Origin of the sequence: Streptomyces mirabilis (assembly GCF_018310535.1) — a bacterium.
Taxonomy (GTDB): domain Bacteria; phylum Actinomycetota; class Actinomycetes; order Streptomycetales; family Streptomycetaceae; genus Streptomyces.
Window position 1 is genome coordinate 6,110,130 of sequence record NZ_CP074102.1, and the last position, 17,500, is coordinate 6,127,629.

General features: G+C 69.5%; 12 protein-coding genes, 1 tRNA gene and 2 pseudogenes. 8 read left to right on the forward strand and 7 right to left on the reverse strand.

Translation table 11 applies throughout. The features are described from left to right. Positions 1-30 precede the first annotated feature (30 nt). Both SMIR_RS26880 and SMIR_RS26885 read left to right on the forward strand, forming a co-directional pair. The gene (locus tag SMIR_RS26880; protein ID WP_168491067.1) at positions 31-2,475 is read left to right on the forward strand and encodes a phosphoribosyltransferase; all 2,445 of its coding nucleotides are present in this window, start codon (positions 31-33) and stop codon (positions 2,473-2,475) included. Next, entirely contained in the window at positions 2,475-3,302 is an 828-nt protein-coding gene (locus SMIR_RS26885; protein ID WP_168491066.1) for an HAD family hydrolase, read from the forward strand. The genes SMIR_RS26880 and SMIR_RS26885 overlap by 1 nt, the downstream gene beginning before the upstream one ends. Before the next feature lie 163 nt (positions 3,303-3,465). Here the strand turns inward: SMIR_RS26885 and SMIR_RS26890 are convergent, their stop codons facing one another. Continuing rightward, positions 3,466-3,690 (reverse strand): FmdB family zinc ribbon protein, encoded by a 225-nt coding sequence (locus SMIR_RS26890; RefSeq protein WP_101408169.1) that lies wholly within the window; start codon positions 3,688-3,690, stop codon positions 3,466-3,468. A 763-nt stretch (positions 3,691-4,453) separates the two neighbouring features. On the opposite strand from SMIR_RS26890, the gene SMIR_RS26895 reads away from it, so the two are divergent. From SMIR_RS26895 to SMIR_RS26905, 3 genes are all read left to right on the forward strand, one after another. Further along, positions 4,454-6,424 (forward strand): transglycosylase domain-containing protein, encoded by a 1,971-nt coding sequence (locus SMIR_RS26895; RefSeq protein WP_248003642.1) that lies wholly within the window; start codon positions 4,454-4,456, stop codon positions 6,422-6,424. A gap of 111 nt (positions 6,425-6,535) precedes the next feature. Then, positions 6,536-7,837, forward strand: a complete 1,302-nt coding sequence (locus tag SMIR_RS26900) for a polysaccharide deacetylase family protein (protein WP_168491061.1) — start codon at positions 6,536-6,538, stop codon at positions 7,835-7,837. A gap of 156 nt (positions 7,838-7,993) precedes the next feature. Beyond that, positions 7,994-9,136, forward strand: a complete 1,143-nt coding sequence (locus SMIR_RS26905; RefSeq protein ID WP_168491060.1) for an amidase domain-containing protein — start codon at positions 7,994-7,996, stop codon at positions 9,134-9,136. A gap of 22 nt (positions 9,137-9,158) precedes the next feature. Here the strand turns inward: SMIR_RS26905 and SMIR_RS26910 are convergent, their stop codons facing one another. From SMIR_RS26910 to SMIR_RS26920, 3 genes are all read right to left on the reverse strand, one after another. Continuing rightward, positions 9,159-9,854: a DUF4383 domain-containing protein gene (locus SMIR_RS26910; RefSeq protein ID WP_168491059.1), complete on the reverse strand. Its 696-nt coding sequence runs from the start codon at positions 9,852-9,854 to the stop codon at positions 9,159-9,161. Between the two features lie 150 nt (positions 9,855-10,004). Then, positions 10,005-11,393, reverse strand: coding sequence for a coiled-coil domain-containing protein (locus SMIR_RS26915; protein ID WP_212727487.1), 1,389 nt, complete (start codon positions 11,391-11,393; stop codon positions 10,005-10,007). 74 nt (positions 11,394-11,467) lie between these two features. Further along, positions 11,468-12,244, reverse strand: a complete 777-nt coding sequence (locus tag SMIR_RS26920; RefSeq protein WP_168491057.1) for a DUF4097 family beta strand repeat-containing protein — start codon at positions 12,242-12,244, stop codon at positions 11,468-11,470. A 183-nt stretch (positions 12,245-12,427) separates the two neighbouring features. Between SMIR_RS26920 and SMIR_RS26925 the strand changes: the two genes are divergently transcribed. Next, positions 12,428-12,502 (forward strand) — tRNA-Val (locus SMIR_RS26925). A 92-nt stretch (positions 12,503-12,594) separates the two neighbouring features. Here SMIR_RS26925 and SMIR_RS26930 read toward each other — a convergent pair. Continuing rightward, positions 12,595-12,777, reverse strand: a pseudogene (locus SMIR_RS26930) (tyrosine-type recombinase/integrase); the annotation flags it as partial. 165 nt (positions 12,778-12,942) lie between these two features. Here SMIR_RS26930 and SMIR_RS26935 point away from each other — a divergent pair. After that, a pseudogene (locus SMIR_RS26935) lies at positions 12,943-13,203 on the forward strand (NUDIX hydrolase); the annotation flags it as partial. Between the two features lie 15 nt (positions 13,204-13,218). Here SMIR_RS26935 and snpA read toward each other — a convergent pair. Continuing rightward, positions 13,219-13,992, reverse strand: coding sequence for a snapalysin (gene snpA / locus SMIR_RS26940; protein WP_212727489.1), 774 nt, complete (start codon positions 13,990-13,992; stop codon positions 13,219-13,221). Positions 13,993-14,852: 860 nt separating this feature from the next. Then, complete coding sequence (locus tag SMIR_RS26945; RefSeq protein WP_168491055.1) at positions 14,853-15,242, reverse strand: hypothetical protein; 390 nt, start codon at positions 15,240-15,242, stop codon at positions 14,853-14,855. A 1,072-nt stretch (positions 15,243-16,314) separates the two neighbouring features. Between SMIR_RS26945 and SMIR_RS26950 the strand changes: the two genes are divergently transcribed. Beyond that, a complete protein-coding gene (locus SMIR_RS26950; RefSeq protein WP_211118696.1) occupies positions 16,315-17,499 on the forward strand; it encodes an acyltransferase family protein in 1,185 nt (394 codons plus the stop codon). The last annotated feature ends 1 nt before the right edge of the window (position 17,500 follow it).

A 17,500-nucleotide genomic window follows, 5' to 3' on the forward strand; every position in this document is an offset into this window, starting at 1 on the left:
GAGCGACCTCGACCGACCGACAAGGAATCGATGAAGAACGTGGTGTGGACGGGGACCTGGGTCGCCGAGCGGCTGGGTGTCGAGCTCGTCGGTGACGAGGAGCTGAGCGACCTGCTGGGGCTCGCGCTGCGGCGCAACCCCCGCCGGGCGCATCTGCTCGTGTCGAACGTGCTCGGCAAGCACGTCCCGCAGTCGCCGTCCGTGGTGTACGGACACGGATTCGCGCTCGGCCGGCGGGTGCGGGAGCTGCTCGGCACCGAGGACGCCCGCGCGGCCGTCGTCCTCGGGTACGCCGAGACGGCCACCGGCCTCGGCCACTCCGTCGCCGACGGCGTGGGCCTCGCGCCCTACCTCCACTCGACCCGCCGCCCCGTCCCCGGTGTCGACACGGCGGGCGGCTTCGAGGAGTCCCACTCCCACGCCACCTCCCACCTCCTGCTGCCGGAGAACCCCGGTCTGCTGGCGGGCCCGGGCCCCCTGGTCCTCGTCGACGACGAGTTCTCCACCGGCAACACGGTCCTCAACACCATCCGCGACCTCCACGCCCGCTATCCGCGCGACCGCTATGTGGTCGTGGCCCTGGTCGACATGCGCTCGGCCGCGGACCTGGGCCGGCTGGCGGAGTTCGCGACGGAGATCGGCGCACGGGTGGACCTGGTCGCCGCGGCGAGGGGCACCGTGAACCTCCCGGAGGGCGTCCTGGAGAAGGGCCAGGCGCTGGTGGCGGAACACGAGACCACCGAGCGCGGCGAGCCCGCCGACAGCCGTCGGGGGCACCCCGGTGCCACCCGTGTCGAGCTCGGCTGGCCCCGGGGCCTGCCCGACGGGGGACGGCACGGGTTCACGCCCGGGCATCGAATACGGCTGGACGCGGCGCTGCCCGCCATGGCCGCGCGGATCGCCGACGCGCTGCCGGAGGGGGCGCGGCGCGTCCTCGTACTCGGCTTCGAGGAGCTGATGTACGCGCCGCTCAGGCTGGCCAGGGAGCTGGAGCAGGTGGTGCCCGCCGAGGTGCGGTACTCCACGACCACCCGCTCCCCGGTGCTCGCCCTCGACGACCCCGGTTACGCCATACGGACGCGCCTCGTCTTCCCGGCCCACGACGACCCCGACGACGGACCGGGCGAGCGGTACGCCTACAACGTCGCGGGTGCCGGTTTCGACGCGGTCGTGGCCGTGGTCGACTCCGCCGCCGACACGCCCGGCCTGCACGCCCCCGACGGCCTGCTGGCCCAGCTCGCGGAGCACACCCCGAGCGTCCTGCTCGCCGTCGTCCCGTCGTACGTCCCCGCACGGCCGTCCACAGAAAGGCCCTCCATGCTCCCCGAGCCCCTCCGCGGCCCCGCCTTCTCCTCGTACGCGCCCGACGAGGTCGGCTGGCTGCTGCAGGACCTCTCGGACGTGACGCTGGAGGCGCCGACGGAGGAGCGCGAGGAGGCGATCCAGAGCGGCGGCGCCCACTACGCGGAGTCGCTGCCGGTCGAGTACCAGCCGAGCCCCCAGTACCAGGAGCTGTTCCAGACGGCCCTGGGCACCTCGGCCGCCCGGATCGCCCGGGCCGTCGGCGCCGTCACGGAGCTGGTGCTCGCCGAACGCTCCCCGCGTCCGGTCCTCGTCTCGCTGGCCCGCGCGGGCACCCCCGTCGGCGTCCTGATGCGCCGCTGGGCCAAGCACCGGCACGGCCTCGACCTGCCGCACTACGCCGTCTCCATCGTCCGTGGCCGCGGCATCGACGCCAACGCGCTGCGCTGGCTGGCCGCCCACCACGACCCGGCCGACGTCGTGTTCGTCGACGGCTGGACCGGCAAGGGCGCCATCACCCGCGAACTCACCGAGGCCATCAGGGAGTTCGAGTCCGCCGAGGGGATCACCGGCTTCGACCCGGAGATCGCGGTCCTCGCCGACCCGGGCTCGTGCGTACGGACGTACGGCACCCGCGAGGACTTCCTCATCCCCTCCGCCTGCCTCAACTCGACGGTCTCAGGCCTGATTTCGCGTACCGTGCTGCGCTCGGACCTGGTCGGCGAGTACGACTTCCACGGCGCGAAGTTCTACCGCGAGCTCGCCGGATCCGACGTCTCCGTCGACTTCCTGGACGCCGTCGCCGCCCACTTCCCCGACGTCGCCGACGCGGCCTGCGCCCAGGCCAAGGAGCTCCTCGCCGCCGACCGCACGCCCACCTGGGAGGGCTGGGCGGCCGTCGAGCGGATCAGCGAGGACTACGAGATCCACGACGTGAACCTCGTCAAGCCGGGCGTCGGCGAGACCACCCGCGTGCTGCTGCGCCGCGTCCCCTGGAAGATCCTGGCGCGCGCCGGAGCGGGCGCCGACCTCGACCACGTACGCCTGCTCGCCCAGCAGCGCGGGGTGCCCGTCGAGGAGGTCGACGAACTCCCTTACACCTGCGTGGGGTTGATCCACCCGAAGTACACGCGCGGCGCGACCGGCGCCGACGGCAAGGCGGTGACGGTCTGATGTCCGCGCCCAGGGTGCTCGTCGCCAGCGATCTCGACCGTACGCTGATCTACTCCTCCGCCGCCCTCGCGCTGACCATGCCGGACGCGCGGGCGCCCCGGCTGCTCTGCGTCGAGGTGCACGAGGCCAAGCCGCTGTCGTACATGACCGAGACGGCCGCCGCGCTGCTCACCGAGCTCGGCGACACGGCCCACTTCGTGCCCACCACGACCCGCACCCGCAAGCAGTACCAGCGCATCAACCTGCCGGGCCCCGCACCCGAGTACGCGATCTGCGCCAACGGCGGGCACCTGCTCGTCGACGGTGTCTCCGACCCCGACTGGCACGCGGCCGTGACCGCGCGGCTCGCCAGCGAGTGCGCGCCGCTGGACGAGGTGCGGGAGTATCTGGCGGCCACCGCCGATCCGGTCTGGGTCCGCAAGCACCGGGTCGCCGAGGACCTGTTCGCCTATCTGGTGGTGGAGCGCGAGCTGCTGCCCGAGGAGTGGGTGAAGGAGCTCGCCGTCTGGGCGGAGGGCCGCGGCTGGACGGTGTCGCTGCAGGGCCGCAAGATCTACGCCGTGCCGAAGCCGCTCACCAAGAGCGCGGCCGTGCGCGAGGTGGCCCGCCGCACCGGCGCGATCCTGACCCTCGCCGCCGGTGACTCCCTCCTCGACGCCGACCTGCTGCTCGCCGCCGACCGCGGCTGGCGGCCGGGCCACGGGGAGCTGGCCGAGGCCGACTGGACGGCGCCGGCGATCACCGCCCTCCCGGAGCGGGGGGTCGCGGCGGGGGAGCGGATCCTGCGGGAGTTCGTGCACGCCTGTGGCCGCCCGGGCGCGGTCTGAACGGGAGCCGGGCGCGGTCTGAGCGGGAGCCGGGCGCGGTCTGAGGGGGAGCCGTGCCCGGCCTGTGCGGAGGCCTCGTAGGGCCTGACAGTGCGACACGCCCGGGCCGCGCGGAGGATTCGGGCGAAGAAAAGCTGAAGACTTCCTGAAAAATCCTGGTCGGTCAGCCGCAGCAGCCGCCGCCGCAGCACCCGCCTCCGCCCCCTCCGGACGGGCGCGGCGCGGGCGCGGACGCCGACCCGCCGGTGGCGACCGCGACGGTCGACAGGAGTTTCACCGTGTCGTCGTGCCCGGCGGGACAGTCCGCCGGAGCAGCGGATTCCGCCATGGGGCGGCTCAGTTCGAAGGTGTCGCCGCAGGTCCGGCAGCGGTACTCGTAGCGAGGCATACCCACAGGTTAGCGGCCCGGGACCGGCGATCGAAGTCTTCCGTGACCCGGTCGCGCACCGGGTGCCGCCGTGGTCCGGAACCCGGGCCTCCTCGATTCCTCCCCGATTCCCGCCCAGTGCCTTCAGAGGGCCGACTTGACCTGCTGAGCATTTCTGTCTGGTTCCTGGGCGAGGAGATCGTATTAGTCGCTGATAATTTAAGGGGGCCGCGACGAGCCGCAAGGTCGGGGAGGGGGGCTCGCAGCCGCATGTGCGGCCGCTGCATCTACCCGCGCGCGCAATTCCGAAGTGCGGAGGGAGACGCAGTCGTGACCGAGGCATGGCATCGAACAGATGCCCCGCATCCCCTGGGCCGTCCATGCGCCGGAGCCCGCCGTGGCTAGCGGGGAGGGCGACGACCGCCAGAACAGCCGACGGCCCGGTCCGCAACGACCGGCGAGTCGCCGTGCGGAGGACACGCAGAACGAGACTCCCGCCGAGCGAACCACTCAGCTTCGCTTCCCGCCCCGCGCCGAGGAGACCACCCAGCTTCGCCTCCCGCCCCGCGCCGAGGAGACCACCCAGCTCCGCCTCCCGCCCCGCGCCGAGGAGACCACGCAACTCCGCCTCCCGCCCAGAGGCGACAGCCCCGCCGAGGAGACCACGCAGCTTCGCGTCCCGACGCCTGCCGAGATCGAGGCGCACTCAGGTGCGGAGGACCTCGCACGACGCGCCGATCGAGGGACGAATTCCGGCCATCGCGGCACCCGGCGCAAACCGGCCATGCCCTCCGCGCTCGCCGGACGCTGGGCGCGCATCGCCCGCCGTCTGAGACCGGCGTACCCGCGCCCCGGACGCACCGGCTGGCGGCGCTGGGTGCCCTCCTGGCGTCAGTGGCTGGGCGCCTGGGGCCTGGCCATCGGGCTGAGCGGAACGTTTCTGGTGATCGCCTACGCCGCGACAGACATACCCCAGAACCTCAACACGTACGCCACCCAGCAGGACAACGTCTACTTCTGGTCCGACGGGACGCCCATGGCCCGTACCGGGTGGGTGCGGCGGCAGGCGATGCCGCTGAAGGACATACCCCAGGACGTGCGCTGGGCGGTGCTGGCCGCGGAGAACCAGAGCTTCTACTCCGACCCGGGCATCTCCTTCAAGGGCATCACCCGCGCCCTGGTGCGCACGATCGGCGAGGGCAACACCGAGGGCGGCTCGACGATCACCCAGCAGTACGTCAAGAACGTCTACCTGAACCAGAACCGCTCGGTGAGCCGCAAGTTCACCGAGGCGATGATCTCCCTCAAGCTCGACCAGAAGATGAGCAAGGACAAGATCCTCGAGGGTTACCTCAACACCAGCTGGTTCGGCCGCGGCACGTACGGCATCCAGCGCGCCGCCCAGGCCTACTACGGCAAGGACGTCGGCGAACTCAACGCCAGCGAGGCCGCGATGCTCGCGTCCCTGCTGAAGGGCGCGGGCCTGTACGACCCCACCCTGAGCCAGGCGAACCACAAGCGCGCCGTGGAGCGCTGGTCCTGGATCCTCGACCGCATGGTCAAGATCGGCAAGCTGTCGCCGGCCGAGCGGGCCAAGTACACGAAGTTCCCCGAGCCGACCACGCAGTCCCAGACCTTCGACACCGGCAAGCAGAGCGACTACCTGGTGGAGCTCGCGACCCAGTACGCGAAGAAGGCCGCGCACATCTCGGACCAGCAGTTCGACCTGGGCGGCTACCAGATCTACACGACCTTCGACCGGAAGCGGGAGACGGCGCTCGCCGACGCCGTGACCAAGGCCCGCAAAAAGGCCCTGAAGGACGACCCCAAGACGGCGAAGACCGCCCACTACGGGGCCTCCTCGGTGGCCGCCGACGGCAAGATCCTCGCCGTCTACGGCGGCCCCGACCACCGTACGCAGGGCTACAACGAGTCCAACGCGACCACCGTCCCGGCCGGTTCGGCGTTCCTGCCGTTCGTCTACGCCGCCGGGCTGGAGAACGGCGTCCACAAGACCCGCGACAGTACGGCGACACCGGTCACGCCGGAGACGCTCTACAACGGTGACGACAACATCCCCGTCACCACACCCGAAGGGCCCTACTGGGACCGCGCCAACAAGAAGGTCGCCGCCCACAACGACGGCAACAAGTCCTGGGGGCAGATCAGCCTGCGCAAGGCGCTCGCCGAGTCCGTGAACGTGCCGTTCATGCAGCTCGGCATGGACACGGGCCTGGACAAGGTGCGGCAGACCGCCGAAGCGGCCGGGCTGCTCTCGTCGACCATGGGACCCCAGGTGCCCGCGCTGTCCCTGGGCAACTCCACACCCAGCGCGATCCGGATGGCCAACGCCTACGCCACCTTCGCCGCGGGCGGGTCGCACACCGAGCCGTACTCCGTGCGACGCATCACCCGCAACGGCTCCCAGGTCGCCCTGGACACCCCCCGCCCCAAGCGCGCGGTGAGCGCCGAGGTGGCCCGCGAGGTCACCGAGGGGCTCACGGACGCCTTCGGCACGGCGCACCCCACCGCGGCCCAGAGCGCACCGGACACGGCCGGGAAGGCCGGCACCACGGCGGACGACACCGCCGCCTGGTACGTCGGCACGAACCGTTCCGTGTCGACCGCGATCGTCCTCTACCGCATCGACCTGACCAAGAGCCTCGAACCACTGCCGCTCAAGGGGCTCGCCGGCGCGTCCGCCGACGACGTCCCGTACGGCATCTGGGCCGGCGCCATGAGTCCGCTCGGCTGACCGCGACGGCCACGAGGCCGCCCACCCCGACGGCCGAGAGGCCACCGCGCATCCCGACGGCCGAAAGGCCCCCGCCCGCTCCTTCCACCCCCCTCGCAGAATGTGCCCCGTATGAACTCGAAGCACAGCGGTCACCGCCGCCGCGAACCCGCACCCGCTCCCGGTTCCGCCCGCCAGGGGTTCGTGGCCATGGCGGCCTTCCTCGTCGTGACGTCGACGACCGCCACCTACCTGGCCCTGAACCACTCGGACAACACCACACCGGCCGCCTCGGCCGGCGGTCCCCGCTCCGGGGCCGGCGCCACCAAGACGACCAAAGAACCCCCGTGGGACGGCAAGACGAAGGTGCTCGGGGACGGCTCCACGTCCTACACCGGTCCGCAGAAGGGCGAGTTGAAGCCCATCCCGCTCAAGCCGGGTGAGAAGCCGCCCCAGTTCGTCGTCTTCTCCTGGGACGGCGCCCTCCAGGGCGACGACAAACTCTTCACGCACTACCAGGAGTTGGCGAAGCAGTACAACGCCCACATGACGTTCTTCCTGACCGGCATCTATCTGCTGCCCAAGGACAAGAAGACGCTCTACAAACCGCCGATGCACGCGCCGGGCGCCGCGGCGATCAGCTACGCCACCGACCAGCACATCCGCGACACGCTGGAGGAGCTCGGCAAGGCGTACAAGGAGGGCAACGAGATAGGCACCCACTTCAACGGTCACTTCTGCGAGGACAAGGGCGGCGGGGACTGGAGCGTGGAGGAGTGGGAGAGCGAGATCAACCAGTTCTTCTCGTTCGTCGAGAAGTGGAAGACCAACACCGGCTACACCGATCTGCCGGCCCTGCCGTTCGACCCCACGAAGGAGGTCAACGGCGGTCGCGCGCCCTGCCTGGAGGGCCAGAAGAACCTGCTCAAGGCCATGAAGGCGACCGCCAAGGACTACGACTGGCGCTATGACGCGAGCTCCTCGGGCAACCTCCAGATATGGCCGAACAAGAAGGAGGGCGTCTGGGACTTCCCGCTGCAGCTGCTCCCCTACGAGGGCGGCAAGTTCCAAGGTCTGTCCATGGACTTCAACTTCCTCGCCAACCAGTCCGGCGACTCGACCGAGGGCGACCCGGCCAAGTACCCCGAGTGGGAGCAGGAGACCGTCGCGTCGTACATGGACGGCTTCAACCGCGTGTACTACGGCAGTCGCGCACCGCTGTTCATCGGCAACCACTTCGAGAACTGGAACGGTGGCATCTACATGAAGTCCATCGACCAGGTCGTCAAGAACGTGTGCACGAAGAAGGGCGTTCGCTGTGTGTCCTTCCGTGAACTGGCCGACTGGCTCGACGTGCAGAAGCCCGAGACCCTGGAGCGTCTGCGCAGTCTGGATCCCGCGCAGTCCCCGGACTGGTCGACGGTGGTGAAGTAGCCGTGAACGGTGTCCTGACATGCGGTGCGTCAACTTACTCTTTTCTCAGGGGAGTTGACCTGGGCGTGCATGAAATCCCCCCGGGTTCACCACGGTTGAGGAGGACGTGTAAAGATTCCCTCCCCGGCATCTGATCGGGTGTAAGGAGAGTCCTCAGTGAGATCGAAGACGTTGAGCCGATGCTCGACCCTGACGGCGATCGCCGTCTCCGCAGTGCTGCTGCCCCTTTCCTCCGCCCACGCGGCGACCGCGCCCGTCACCGTGAACCGGGCGACGACCGACGCGTTCGGCCGGATGGCGGACGCCGTGCTCACCGACCGCACGGCGGCCCTCCTCGACAAGAGCCAGGCGGCGCCCCGTACGGCCCTCGCGTCGAAGTCGACGGGAGGCGTCGAGCTGACCGCCGCGCTGACGAAGACGGAGGACACCGCGGTGACCTCCCTGCGCGGCACCCGCTCCCGCCTCGCGGCGCTGGGTGAGGCCTACACCGCAGCCGACACCAAGGTCACCGTCGACAGGACGCGCAGGTGGGGAAAGGTGGCCACCGCCTGGGTCACCGAGACCACCGTCCTCACGTACAAGAAGATCCGCGGCGACGAACCCGACACCACGGGCTTCAACGCACACCACGTCCTGACCTTCGCCGCCCAGCCGGACGGCACCTGGAAGCTCTCGGGCCTGCGCACGACCGACAAGGGCCCCCGCCAGGTCAACGAACCCGTCACCGCCGCCCCCGCGCGCAGGACCCCGATGGCCGTTGTCGACGCCCCCCCGGCAGCGACCACGTATCCCGCGCCCGCCAACCCCAAGAAGCTCACCGGAGGCGCGTACGACTACGCGGCGATGGCGACCTACGCCGAGAAGTACTGGAAGAACTACAACGCGGCCTACCGGAAGTTCAACGGGGTCGGCGGTGACTGCACCAACTTCGTGAGCCAGAGCCTGCTGGCGGGCGGCTGGCAGCCGATCAGCACCGTGACTCCGGAGGAGTACGACACCTGGTACTACGTCGCCAACGGCCAGTCCGACTCCTGGGCGGGCGTGAACGAGTGGTCCTGGTTCACCCAGACCGCCAAGCGCACCGCGCCGCTGGCGAACGTCTACCAGATGGACGTCGGTGACGTCCTGCAGGTGGACTTCGACAAGGACGGGTCCAAGGACCACACCATGATCACGTCCTACCGCAGCTCCAGCGGCGTCCCGTACCTGACGTACCACGACGCCGACACCTACCGCCGGTCGCTGTCGAGCATCATCGCGTCGTACCCGACCTCGGCGTACTACGCGTACCGCACCTGATCACCTGATCACCTGAGGTGAACTAGGGATCCGTGGGCTCGGGCGGCTCGGCGGGCTTGCTCTCCGATGCCTTGGATTCCGCTGCCGTGGTGGTTTCCGCCGCCTTGGTTTCCGTGCCGCCCACGGCCTTGGGCGTCGGCGCGGCCCTGTGCGACTGCTGCAGGGCCGTTGCCGAGGCAGACTCCCGCAGCGCCCGGATCCGCTCCGCCCGCTCGGCCTCCTCGGGGTGGCGGGCTTTGTAGTACGGGTTGTCGTGCGGCAGGGCCGAGCCGACCCTCCCGTACATCCCGAAGAACATCAGCAGGACGCCGACCACAAAGCTGAACAGCACGTTCTGGATGTGGAAGGCGAGGAAGTTGTAGCGGCCGTCCAGCAGCGCCAGGTTCAGGAAGCCGTTGAGGATGAACAGGACGCCGAAGACCATGTTGAGCGTCGAGGCGAAGTTCCCGCCGATCACCATGCCCACGAACAGCAGCAGCCCCACGCAGATGGACAGCACGCTGAGCGAGCCGTTGGTGTTCAGCCCTATGACCGTGTTCCCGTGGGTGGTGAAGAAGCCGACCTTGTTGGTCAGGCCCAGGATGCCGAAGGCGAGCAGGAAGAGGCCCATCAGGCCCGCGCCGATCCGGTAGAACGTGTTCAGCCGGTGATCGACCGGCAGATGGTCGTCGAAGGCGATGTGTCGTCGGGTTCCGGGACGAAGTACGTGCGTGGCCATGTCCGCCTCCCTCTTCAGCTAGCGGAGGCCGTACGTACATCCCAGCATCCGCCCGGAGGCCGGGGACCGCCAACACAGCGGACCGGGATCGCCGACATCGGGGGCCGGGATCGGCGGTACCGGAGACCGGACGACGGGTATGGCGGAATCTCAGACCGGGCCGCCGCGCTCCTCGCGGATCTGGGAGACCACCCGGGCCGCCGTGGCCCGCACCGCCTCCGTCTCGGTCAGGAAGTGCCAGTAGTCGGGGTGGCGCCCCTCCAGCGCGGAGATGGCACGCTCCAGCCGGGCGACGGAGTCGTCGAGCGGGCGGGCGTGCCGCGGATCCGGGGTGTTGCGGCCCGACATGGCCAGGCGCTGGGCGTCCCGGATGGCGAAGCGGGTGCGGTCGATCTCCTGCTGGGGGTCCTTGGACACGGCGTTCAGCCGCCGCAGCCGGTCGCCGGCCGCCGACACGGCCTCATCGGTGCCGTTCAGCAGCGCGCGCACCGTGGACAGCAGCGAGGTGGCGTCCGGCCAGCGCTGCGCGTCGCGCGCGGCCTGCGCCTCCTTCAGCTTCAGCTCGGCCTGCCGTACGTTCTCGATGGCCTGCTCCGGTACGTGCTGCAGGTCCTGCCAGCACGCGGCCGCGAACCGGCGCCGCAGCTCGCTCAGCACCGGCTCCACCTGCCCGGCGCGGGTGGTCAGCGCCTGGGCGCGGGTGCGCAGCGACACCAGCCGGTGGTCGATCTCCGCGGCCCGCTCCGGCAGCAGCTCGGCCTCCGCGCGCACCGCCCCGGCCTCCCGCGAGACCCGCTCGGCGCGCTCCAGTGTCTCCGGTACGCCATGCTGTCCGGCCCCCTGGTTGAGCTTGGTCAGCTCGGGCCCGAGCGCGGCGAGCCGAGCGGCGAGATCATCGGCTCTGAGCCCTGTCTCCCGTACACCGTCGAGGGCGTTCGAAGCGGCGAGCAGGGCCTGGCGGGCGCGCTCGACGGCGGGCGCGAGCCGGGCGAGTTGCGTCTCGGCCTTACCGAGCAGCGGCCCGAGCCCCTGCGTGAACCGGTCCAGGTCCCCTTTCACCCGCCCCAGCTGGTCCTTGGCGGCGGTGAGCTCGGCGCGGGCGCGGGTGGCGACCGACGCCTCCAGCTCGTCCCGGTCGAGGTCGTGCGCGTCGACGGCCTCGATGTACTTCTGACTGGCCTCGTCGATGCGCCGGCCCAGCGCCTCGAAGTCGGAGACGGCGCGGCGGGCCGCGGGGGAGTCGTCGACGGCGGTGATGGTCTCGATCGAGATCCGCAGGTCGCGCTGGGCGGTGTCCAGTTCGTAGAACGCGGCCGCGGCGGCGTCCTTCGCGGCCTGCGCCTCGGCCCGCTGGCTCTCGGAGCGTCCGCCGAACCAGCGCCGGGTGCCGCCACCGGCGAAGGCGGCGGGCAGCACGAGGGCGGCGAGAAGCGGGAGGGTGACGAGGGTCAGCACGTCACGGCACCGATGGGGCTGACGGCGTACCGACTGCGCGCGTGGCGCAAACGGCGTGTACGGCTCTGAAGGTGTCGCCGTCACATCCCTCTCCCGTGCTGTCATCCGCCTTGCCCGGTGTCATTCTCCCACCGGTTAAGGACGAACACACGGGCCGGTTAGTTCGCGGTTCGTACTGTGATGCTTCCGTCGTTCGCGTGGGCGGACACCACATGGGAACTGGCCGGGTCCCGGGGCACGGACACCCGCACGGATCCGTCCCCGCTCTCGGCCGTCACCCGATAGGTGTCGTGGGGCAGCCCGATGGTGAGCGAACCGTCCTGGCTGCGGGCCTCGACCAGGTCGGGTACGACGCCGAGTTCGAGCTGTACGGACCCGTCCGAGGACTGGGCGCGCACGCGGCGCGATCCGATGCCGAGGGCGTGGATCGAGCCGTCGGCGGTACGCAGGTCCAGCGCGCCGGAGGAGTTCGTCACGCGGACACTCCCGTCCGACGTACGGATCCCGAGCGCCTCCTTGAACCCCTCCGCCCGTACGCTCCCGTCCCCGTCCACGACCTTCACCGCGACACCGCGCGGCACGACGATCCGGTGCCTGGCGCTGCAGTCGGCGACCACGCCGGAACACTTCATCCGCAGCGTCAGCCGGTCGTCCTTCATCGCCCAGGTCACGCGCGGATCCCCACCGACGACGACGTGTCCCTGGAACCACCGGGTGACCTCGACCTTGTCCGCCTCGGCCGACTCGGCGACCACGAGCTCCAGCGCGGAGTCGTCCGAGTCCACGGTGAGCGTACGACCGTGCAGCGCGAACGCCCGATGCTCCGGATGCCTGTCGTCCCCGGCACTCGCCCCGCAGCCCGCGGCGGTCGCGACGAGAGCGACGACGGCACCGGCGACCGCCACGGTCCGCGCAGGCGTCTGTGTCCGAGCCATGAAGATCTCCCCCTGGAATGGAATGAACGCCGACGCGCTCCGACGCCCTTCGACGCCTTTCGACCGTACGGTTCCGGGGTGCGCCGGGGGATCCGGGCTGCTCCCGGACCGGAGGTGGGGTTAACCCCCGGATACGGGTTTGCGGGGCATCCCCCCGGGCAATGTAGGCTGTCGACTCGTCCTGGGCGCGTAGCTCAGCGGTAGAGCGCCGCCCTTACAAGGCGGATGTCGGCGGTTCGAAACCGTCCGCGCCCACCAGTCTCAGGACACGACCAAGGCCCAGGTCAACCGGTGTGAATCCGGGGACCTGGGCCTTGATCTTTCTCGGCGGCTTGTCGGCGCCGTGCCACTTATGTGCCGGATGGGCCGCGCCGGGGCAGCTTCACCTTCCTGATCTGCCCGTCCACGCAGTCGGCGATTTTCTGGTCGCGGCCGTTGACGAGGTGCTGATAGACCAGCGCGGCCCGCACCGACGAGTGGCCCATGCGGTGCATCAGCTCGAGCGTGGTGGCGCCGCCGGTCGCGTCGAGGGTACGGAGCCCCGCTGCAAGCTGCCGGCCGCGAGGTGTGTGAGGAACTCGGAATCGCGCCCACGCCAGGCCGGCCGTTGGCAGTCGACTGGGCGCCGAGCAGCGCCGACGGCGACAAGTTGCTCTACCTGTTCGACGCAGGCCAGCTCTCCGCAGAGACCATGGAGAGTTGCTGTCCACCAACTCAGCGGTGTCTACAAGAACATGAAGCTGGGCGTCGTGGCCCTGGTCTTCCGCTGCGAGCCAACGGCCGGCACCAAGCGCATGTCTTGTGAATCGACCGCGGCGGTCGAGTGGCTCACGTCCGGCGAGGTTCGCGAGCGCATGTCCGAGGTCTTCGCGGGCAGGGTTCTGGATGCCTTGGAGGGCAATGGCCTCCATGTCCGGAGCCACGACGGCAAGCGCCTCATCTGCATCGAACCCGTCTAGGGCGGATGTCAAAGATCACCCGACCCAACTCCAGGACGTGCTGTGGAGCGGACGTCCCGGACCGTGGCCCGGCACCACGGTCCGTACCGGCGGTGCAGCGCTCAGGCGGTCAGCGGGCTGGTTCGCCGTGCCCGGGGCCTGCGCGACTCCGGTGGCCCACAGCTGGTCGACACGCGAGCGCTCGGTGGCGTTCGGGTAGCGGTTGGTGCAGGACGGGCCGGGGCTGCCGCCCGACATCAGCTCACTGCACGGCCCGCTGTAGTCGTCCGGCAGGCCCAGCACGTGCCCGGTCTCGTGGGTGGCGACGCGGACCGAGTCGTACTGCTGGCTCTGGGCGTAGTCGAGGAAGACGTAGCCACTTCCGTGGCCGTTGGTGGAGGCGTAGGACCCGCGCGGGTCGTTGCCCTCGTAGTAGGAGAAGTCGGCACCGCTCGACGCCTCCTGGAGCTTGACGTTGGACTCGGAGCTGTTCCAGATCGAGGCCGCGCTCGATATCTGCGAACGGAAGCTCGGTGCCTGGGAGGCGTTGTAGTAGATCGTCACCGCCTGCGCGTTCGGCTGGGCGGCGCGCTTCTCGGCGACCGACTTGAGCACGGCCTCGAAGAACGCCTTGTTGTTCGCGGCCTCCTCAACCGACCCGGCGTACCGCGCCACGGAGGTACCGGCGGCAGCGGACGGGGTGGCGGCCGTCTGGGCGCTCGCCGGCACCGCCGCGCCCAGCGCGCTGGAGGCCAGACCCAGGCCGAGAGTGAGGGCGAGGAGTCTCGCGGACGTTCGGGACGACTTCATGTGGGGGGCTCCTACTCACTCGGTGACGCCGAGCGCACGGTGCGCGGTCGACTCTGCGTGAACACCGGTTCCGAACTGCGGCGACGTCCTGTGGGTCGACATTCTTAGAACGGCTCGACAGGGAGCGCAAAGGGTCCCGCCACTACGTCGCCTCGTAGGTCCCGGGACCTCGCCAGGGGCAGTGCGTGGGTCTCCGGTCCGCACATGGCGGCAGGAGGGAAAGCTGTCGCGGCGTCAGAAGCCTTACAACACGGGGCAGTGGGCGTGTGGGCCGACCGGGCGGAATTCCGGGACGCGCGGCGGGATCCGCATCCGGGCCAAGACGGACAAATCCTCAGATGTCCGCCGCGCCGCGTCTACTAAGTGCGCCGGTTGGTCGGCGGAGCGCTGTGACCGACGTCATAGAATGTGGGCTTCCGCTACTTTCGCGCCCCACCGGCCCCGGGTTGCCCGCCAGGGAGTCACCCTCGGCGCTGGGCGGCATCCCTCACCGCTGAGCCGCCGCCGCTCAGTCCTGATCAGGATGGAAGCCGGGCCCGCCGTGCAGCCCGGCGAGCGGCGTGGGGGAGAGGTCGGTGGGTTCCAAACGAGGTGCGTGCCCAGTCGTAGGCAGGAGGCGGGCTGACGTCCGAGAGCCGCTGACCGCCGGGTTGCTGCGTATGCGTCCCACTGCCTTGATGCAGCTGGCCCGCACGGACCCAGCAACACGGCTGGGTGAACTGTGGCCTGCGGCGTAACTCCAGCCTGGCGAGGCCCGTCTCGTACGGCATGGGAGGCTTCGAGATCTGTCCAGAGCGCGGATGGGTGGATCCTGGCTGAACCGCCCGTCTTTTTTATTCCTTTTTGGCGCCGCCTACTGCTTAATTAATAGCCGGCCAGATGTAGAGCATCGCGACGATGCAACCCGTGGACGAAAACGCGAACCAATACAAAGAAAAAGTATTGAGCGGCACCTTGTCCCAGGGCTTCTGCTCCTGTTCCAAAGTATCGGCCGCGACCCTTTTTCCGACCGGCACCAGCATGATGACGAATGCAAGCAGGAGGCAACTGTACAAGTACAGGGTGAAGGAGGCGGAATATCCTTCTACCGCGGCGTTGGGCACCAGAAGGACGCTGCCACCCAGCGGGACGAAGGATATCTGCCGCTTCGCTTTCGGCGTCGGCATGCACCAGCGCATCGCGACCATGTAGATGACGGTGCTGACGCCGGCGATGACGACCCAGTCGTCCGTGGTCAAATGAAGAGACATGATCGCGGGCCCTCCTGGGGCGGAACACGACGTAATTTTCATTGAAACGCTGAGATTTCGCCCCGGAGAATATCACTTGGGGATTACCGCGGCGTCAGGTCGCGCCAGGTATCGCCTGCCGCTCGAACTGCTCGCGGCTGTCGGCCGGTGCCAGGCGGAGTTCGCATCGAGAGGGACAGTCCGTGCCACAGACGTGCCAGAAGGAGCGGGGAACCACGGGGACTCCGGGGGCCTGACGGCTGCTCAGGCCGGCTGCGGCCAAGGCTAGGATCCCGCAGGTCAGCCACGACGCGGCCCGACCTAGCTCCTAAAGTGGTGCTTTCGCCCCTCGTTCATGGCAAGGGGCGGAAGCCGGCGAGCTGCTGGTCGCGGTGGAAGGGGAGCCCAAATCGTCGAGGCCTACCCCGTGCAGGTGTCGGCTGAGCAGTCGCTGAGGCTGCCGCAACATCAACCGCGCACCGTCCTGTCCACGCAGCTTCGGAACGAGGTGTACACGCAGGGCGGAGAGGCGTATGAAGTGCCTCTTGATCCACATGTCCCAGAGGGGGACTCGCATGTTCAACAGTGGAAGGACCCTGAGCAGCTTCAAGGTCGGAGACAAGGTCACGGTCAGCGCCCCGAGCGACAGGCCCTCGTAGGGCGGCTGGCACCGATCTCGTGGCTGTGGCGATGGAAGCCGGCGTCATCACTGCCGAGCAGGGGGAACAGATCAAGGCCGTATGGGCCAGCCACTTGCGGAGCTGACGAGCGCGGCCATGCCGCGGCCCGAATCGCGCCCAGGGTGAGTGTCCAACTGCGTGACGACGCCGACGTACGTCGGCGGACACTCGGAAAGCAGCAGGTCAGGGCCGGTTTCCCATCACGGGCGGCCGGTCCTGATTGCGTTCCTGGGGTGCTCTGGGTGTCAGCCGGGCTCCACCCGGTCAGGGAAAGACACGACACCCCATCGCTGCCTGCCGAAGCCTGTTGCTTACTTAGCCTTACATCAGTGGTCATATAATGCGCCGGTTACTGGCGGACCCCCGAAGGGCTACGGCGACACCCCATGTCTTTGCCAGGCATACGGACGGTGGTGACACCTCTCCCCAAACGCCTCGACTCCCTCACGAGCCTGCGCTTCTTCGCGGCCTTCGCGGTCTTCACCACCCACTTCACCGGGAGCGGCGGCAAGACCGGACTGGGACGGGCGCCATTGATCTTCCCCTACGCGCAGTTCGGCGGAAACGGCGTCAGCCTCTTCTTCGTTCTGTCCGGCTTCCTGATGATCTGGGTCTTCAAACCGAACGAGCACCCAGGCGCCTTCTACTGGCGCCGTGTAGGCCGGATATGGCCCGCCCACATGGTCGCCCTGCTGCTGGGCACCTACGCCTACTACACGGCGGCGCACCTCGCGATCAGCTGGCCCAGCCTGATCTCCTCCGCCTTCCTGGTGCAGACCTGGTCCCCGAACGTCACCCCGGCCCTCCCCGGGAACGAGGTGACCTGGACGCTCAGCGTCGAACTGCTCTTCTACGCCCTCTTCCCGCTGCTGGCCCGGATCGCGGTCAGGCTGCGCACCCGCTGGCTCGGGTCGGTCACGGCAGGCGGACTGGTGGGAATGTGGGCCGTGGACTGGTTCGCCACCACCCACTACTCGCCCGCCCACGCGGCCTGGGTGATGCGCCATCCTGTGGTCTACCTGCCGGAGTTCCTGCTCGGCATGACGCTCGCGCTCGCGGTCAAACGCGGCTGGCGGCTGCCGCTGCACCCCTCGCTGCCGGTGGTGCTGCTGGCGGCCTACGTCTACTGCTACTACCAGGGCCACGCCTGGTTGCCGGCGGGGGCCGCCGCGCAGCTCGACTATCTGGTGCGGCCGGTGGTCGCGGTCTTGGCCGCACTGATCATCCTCGCCTTCGTCCAGCGCGAGGTCCGCGGACTGCGCGGCGTACTCAACGCCAAGCTGATGGTCCAGCTCGGCCTGTGGTCGTACTGCTTCTACCTCCTGCACCACTCGATCAGCCGGCTGGCCATCTACCAGTGGGGCCGCATGCCCGACAACAACGGCACGCTGTTCGCACTGGTCGGCATGGGCATGGTCGTCGTCGTGCTGGCCTGGGCGTTGTATTCCGCGGTGGAGGAGCCCGCGGAGAAGTGGTGGCGGCGGCACACGCCGCAGCGGTGGCTGCGGCAGGGCCCGCCCGACGGGCGAACAGTGGCAGTTGCGCCGCCCCGCCGGCCAGAGACAGAACCGCGCGAGCCGGTCGCCAACACGTCGTGAA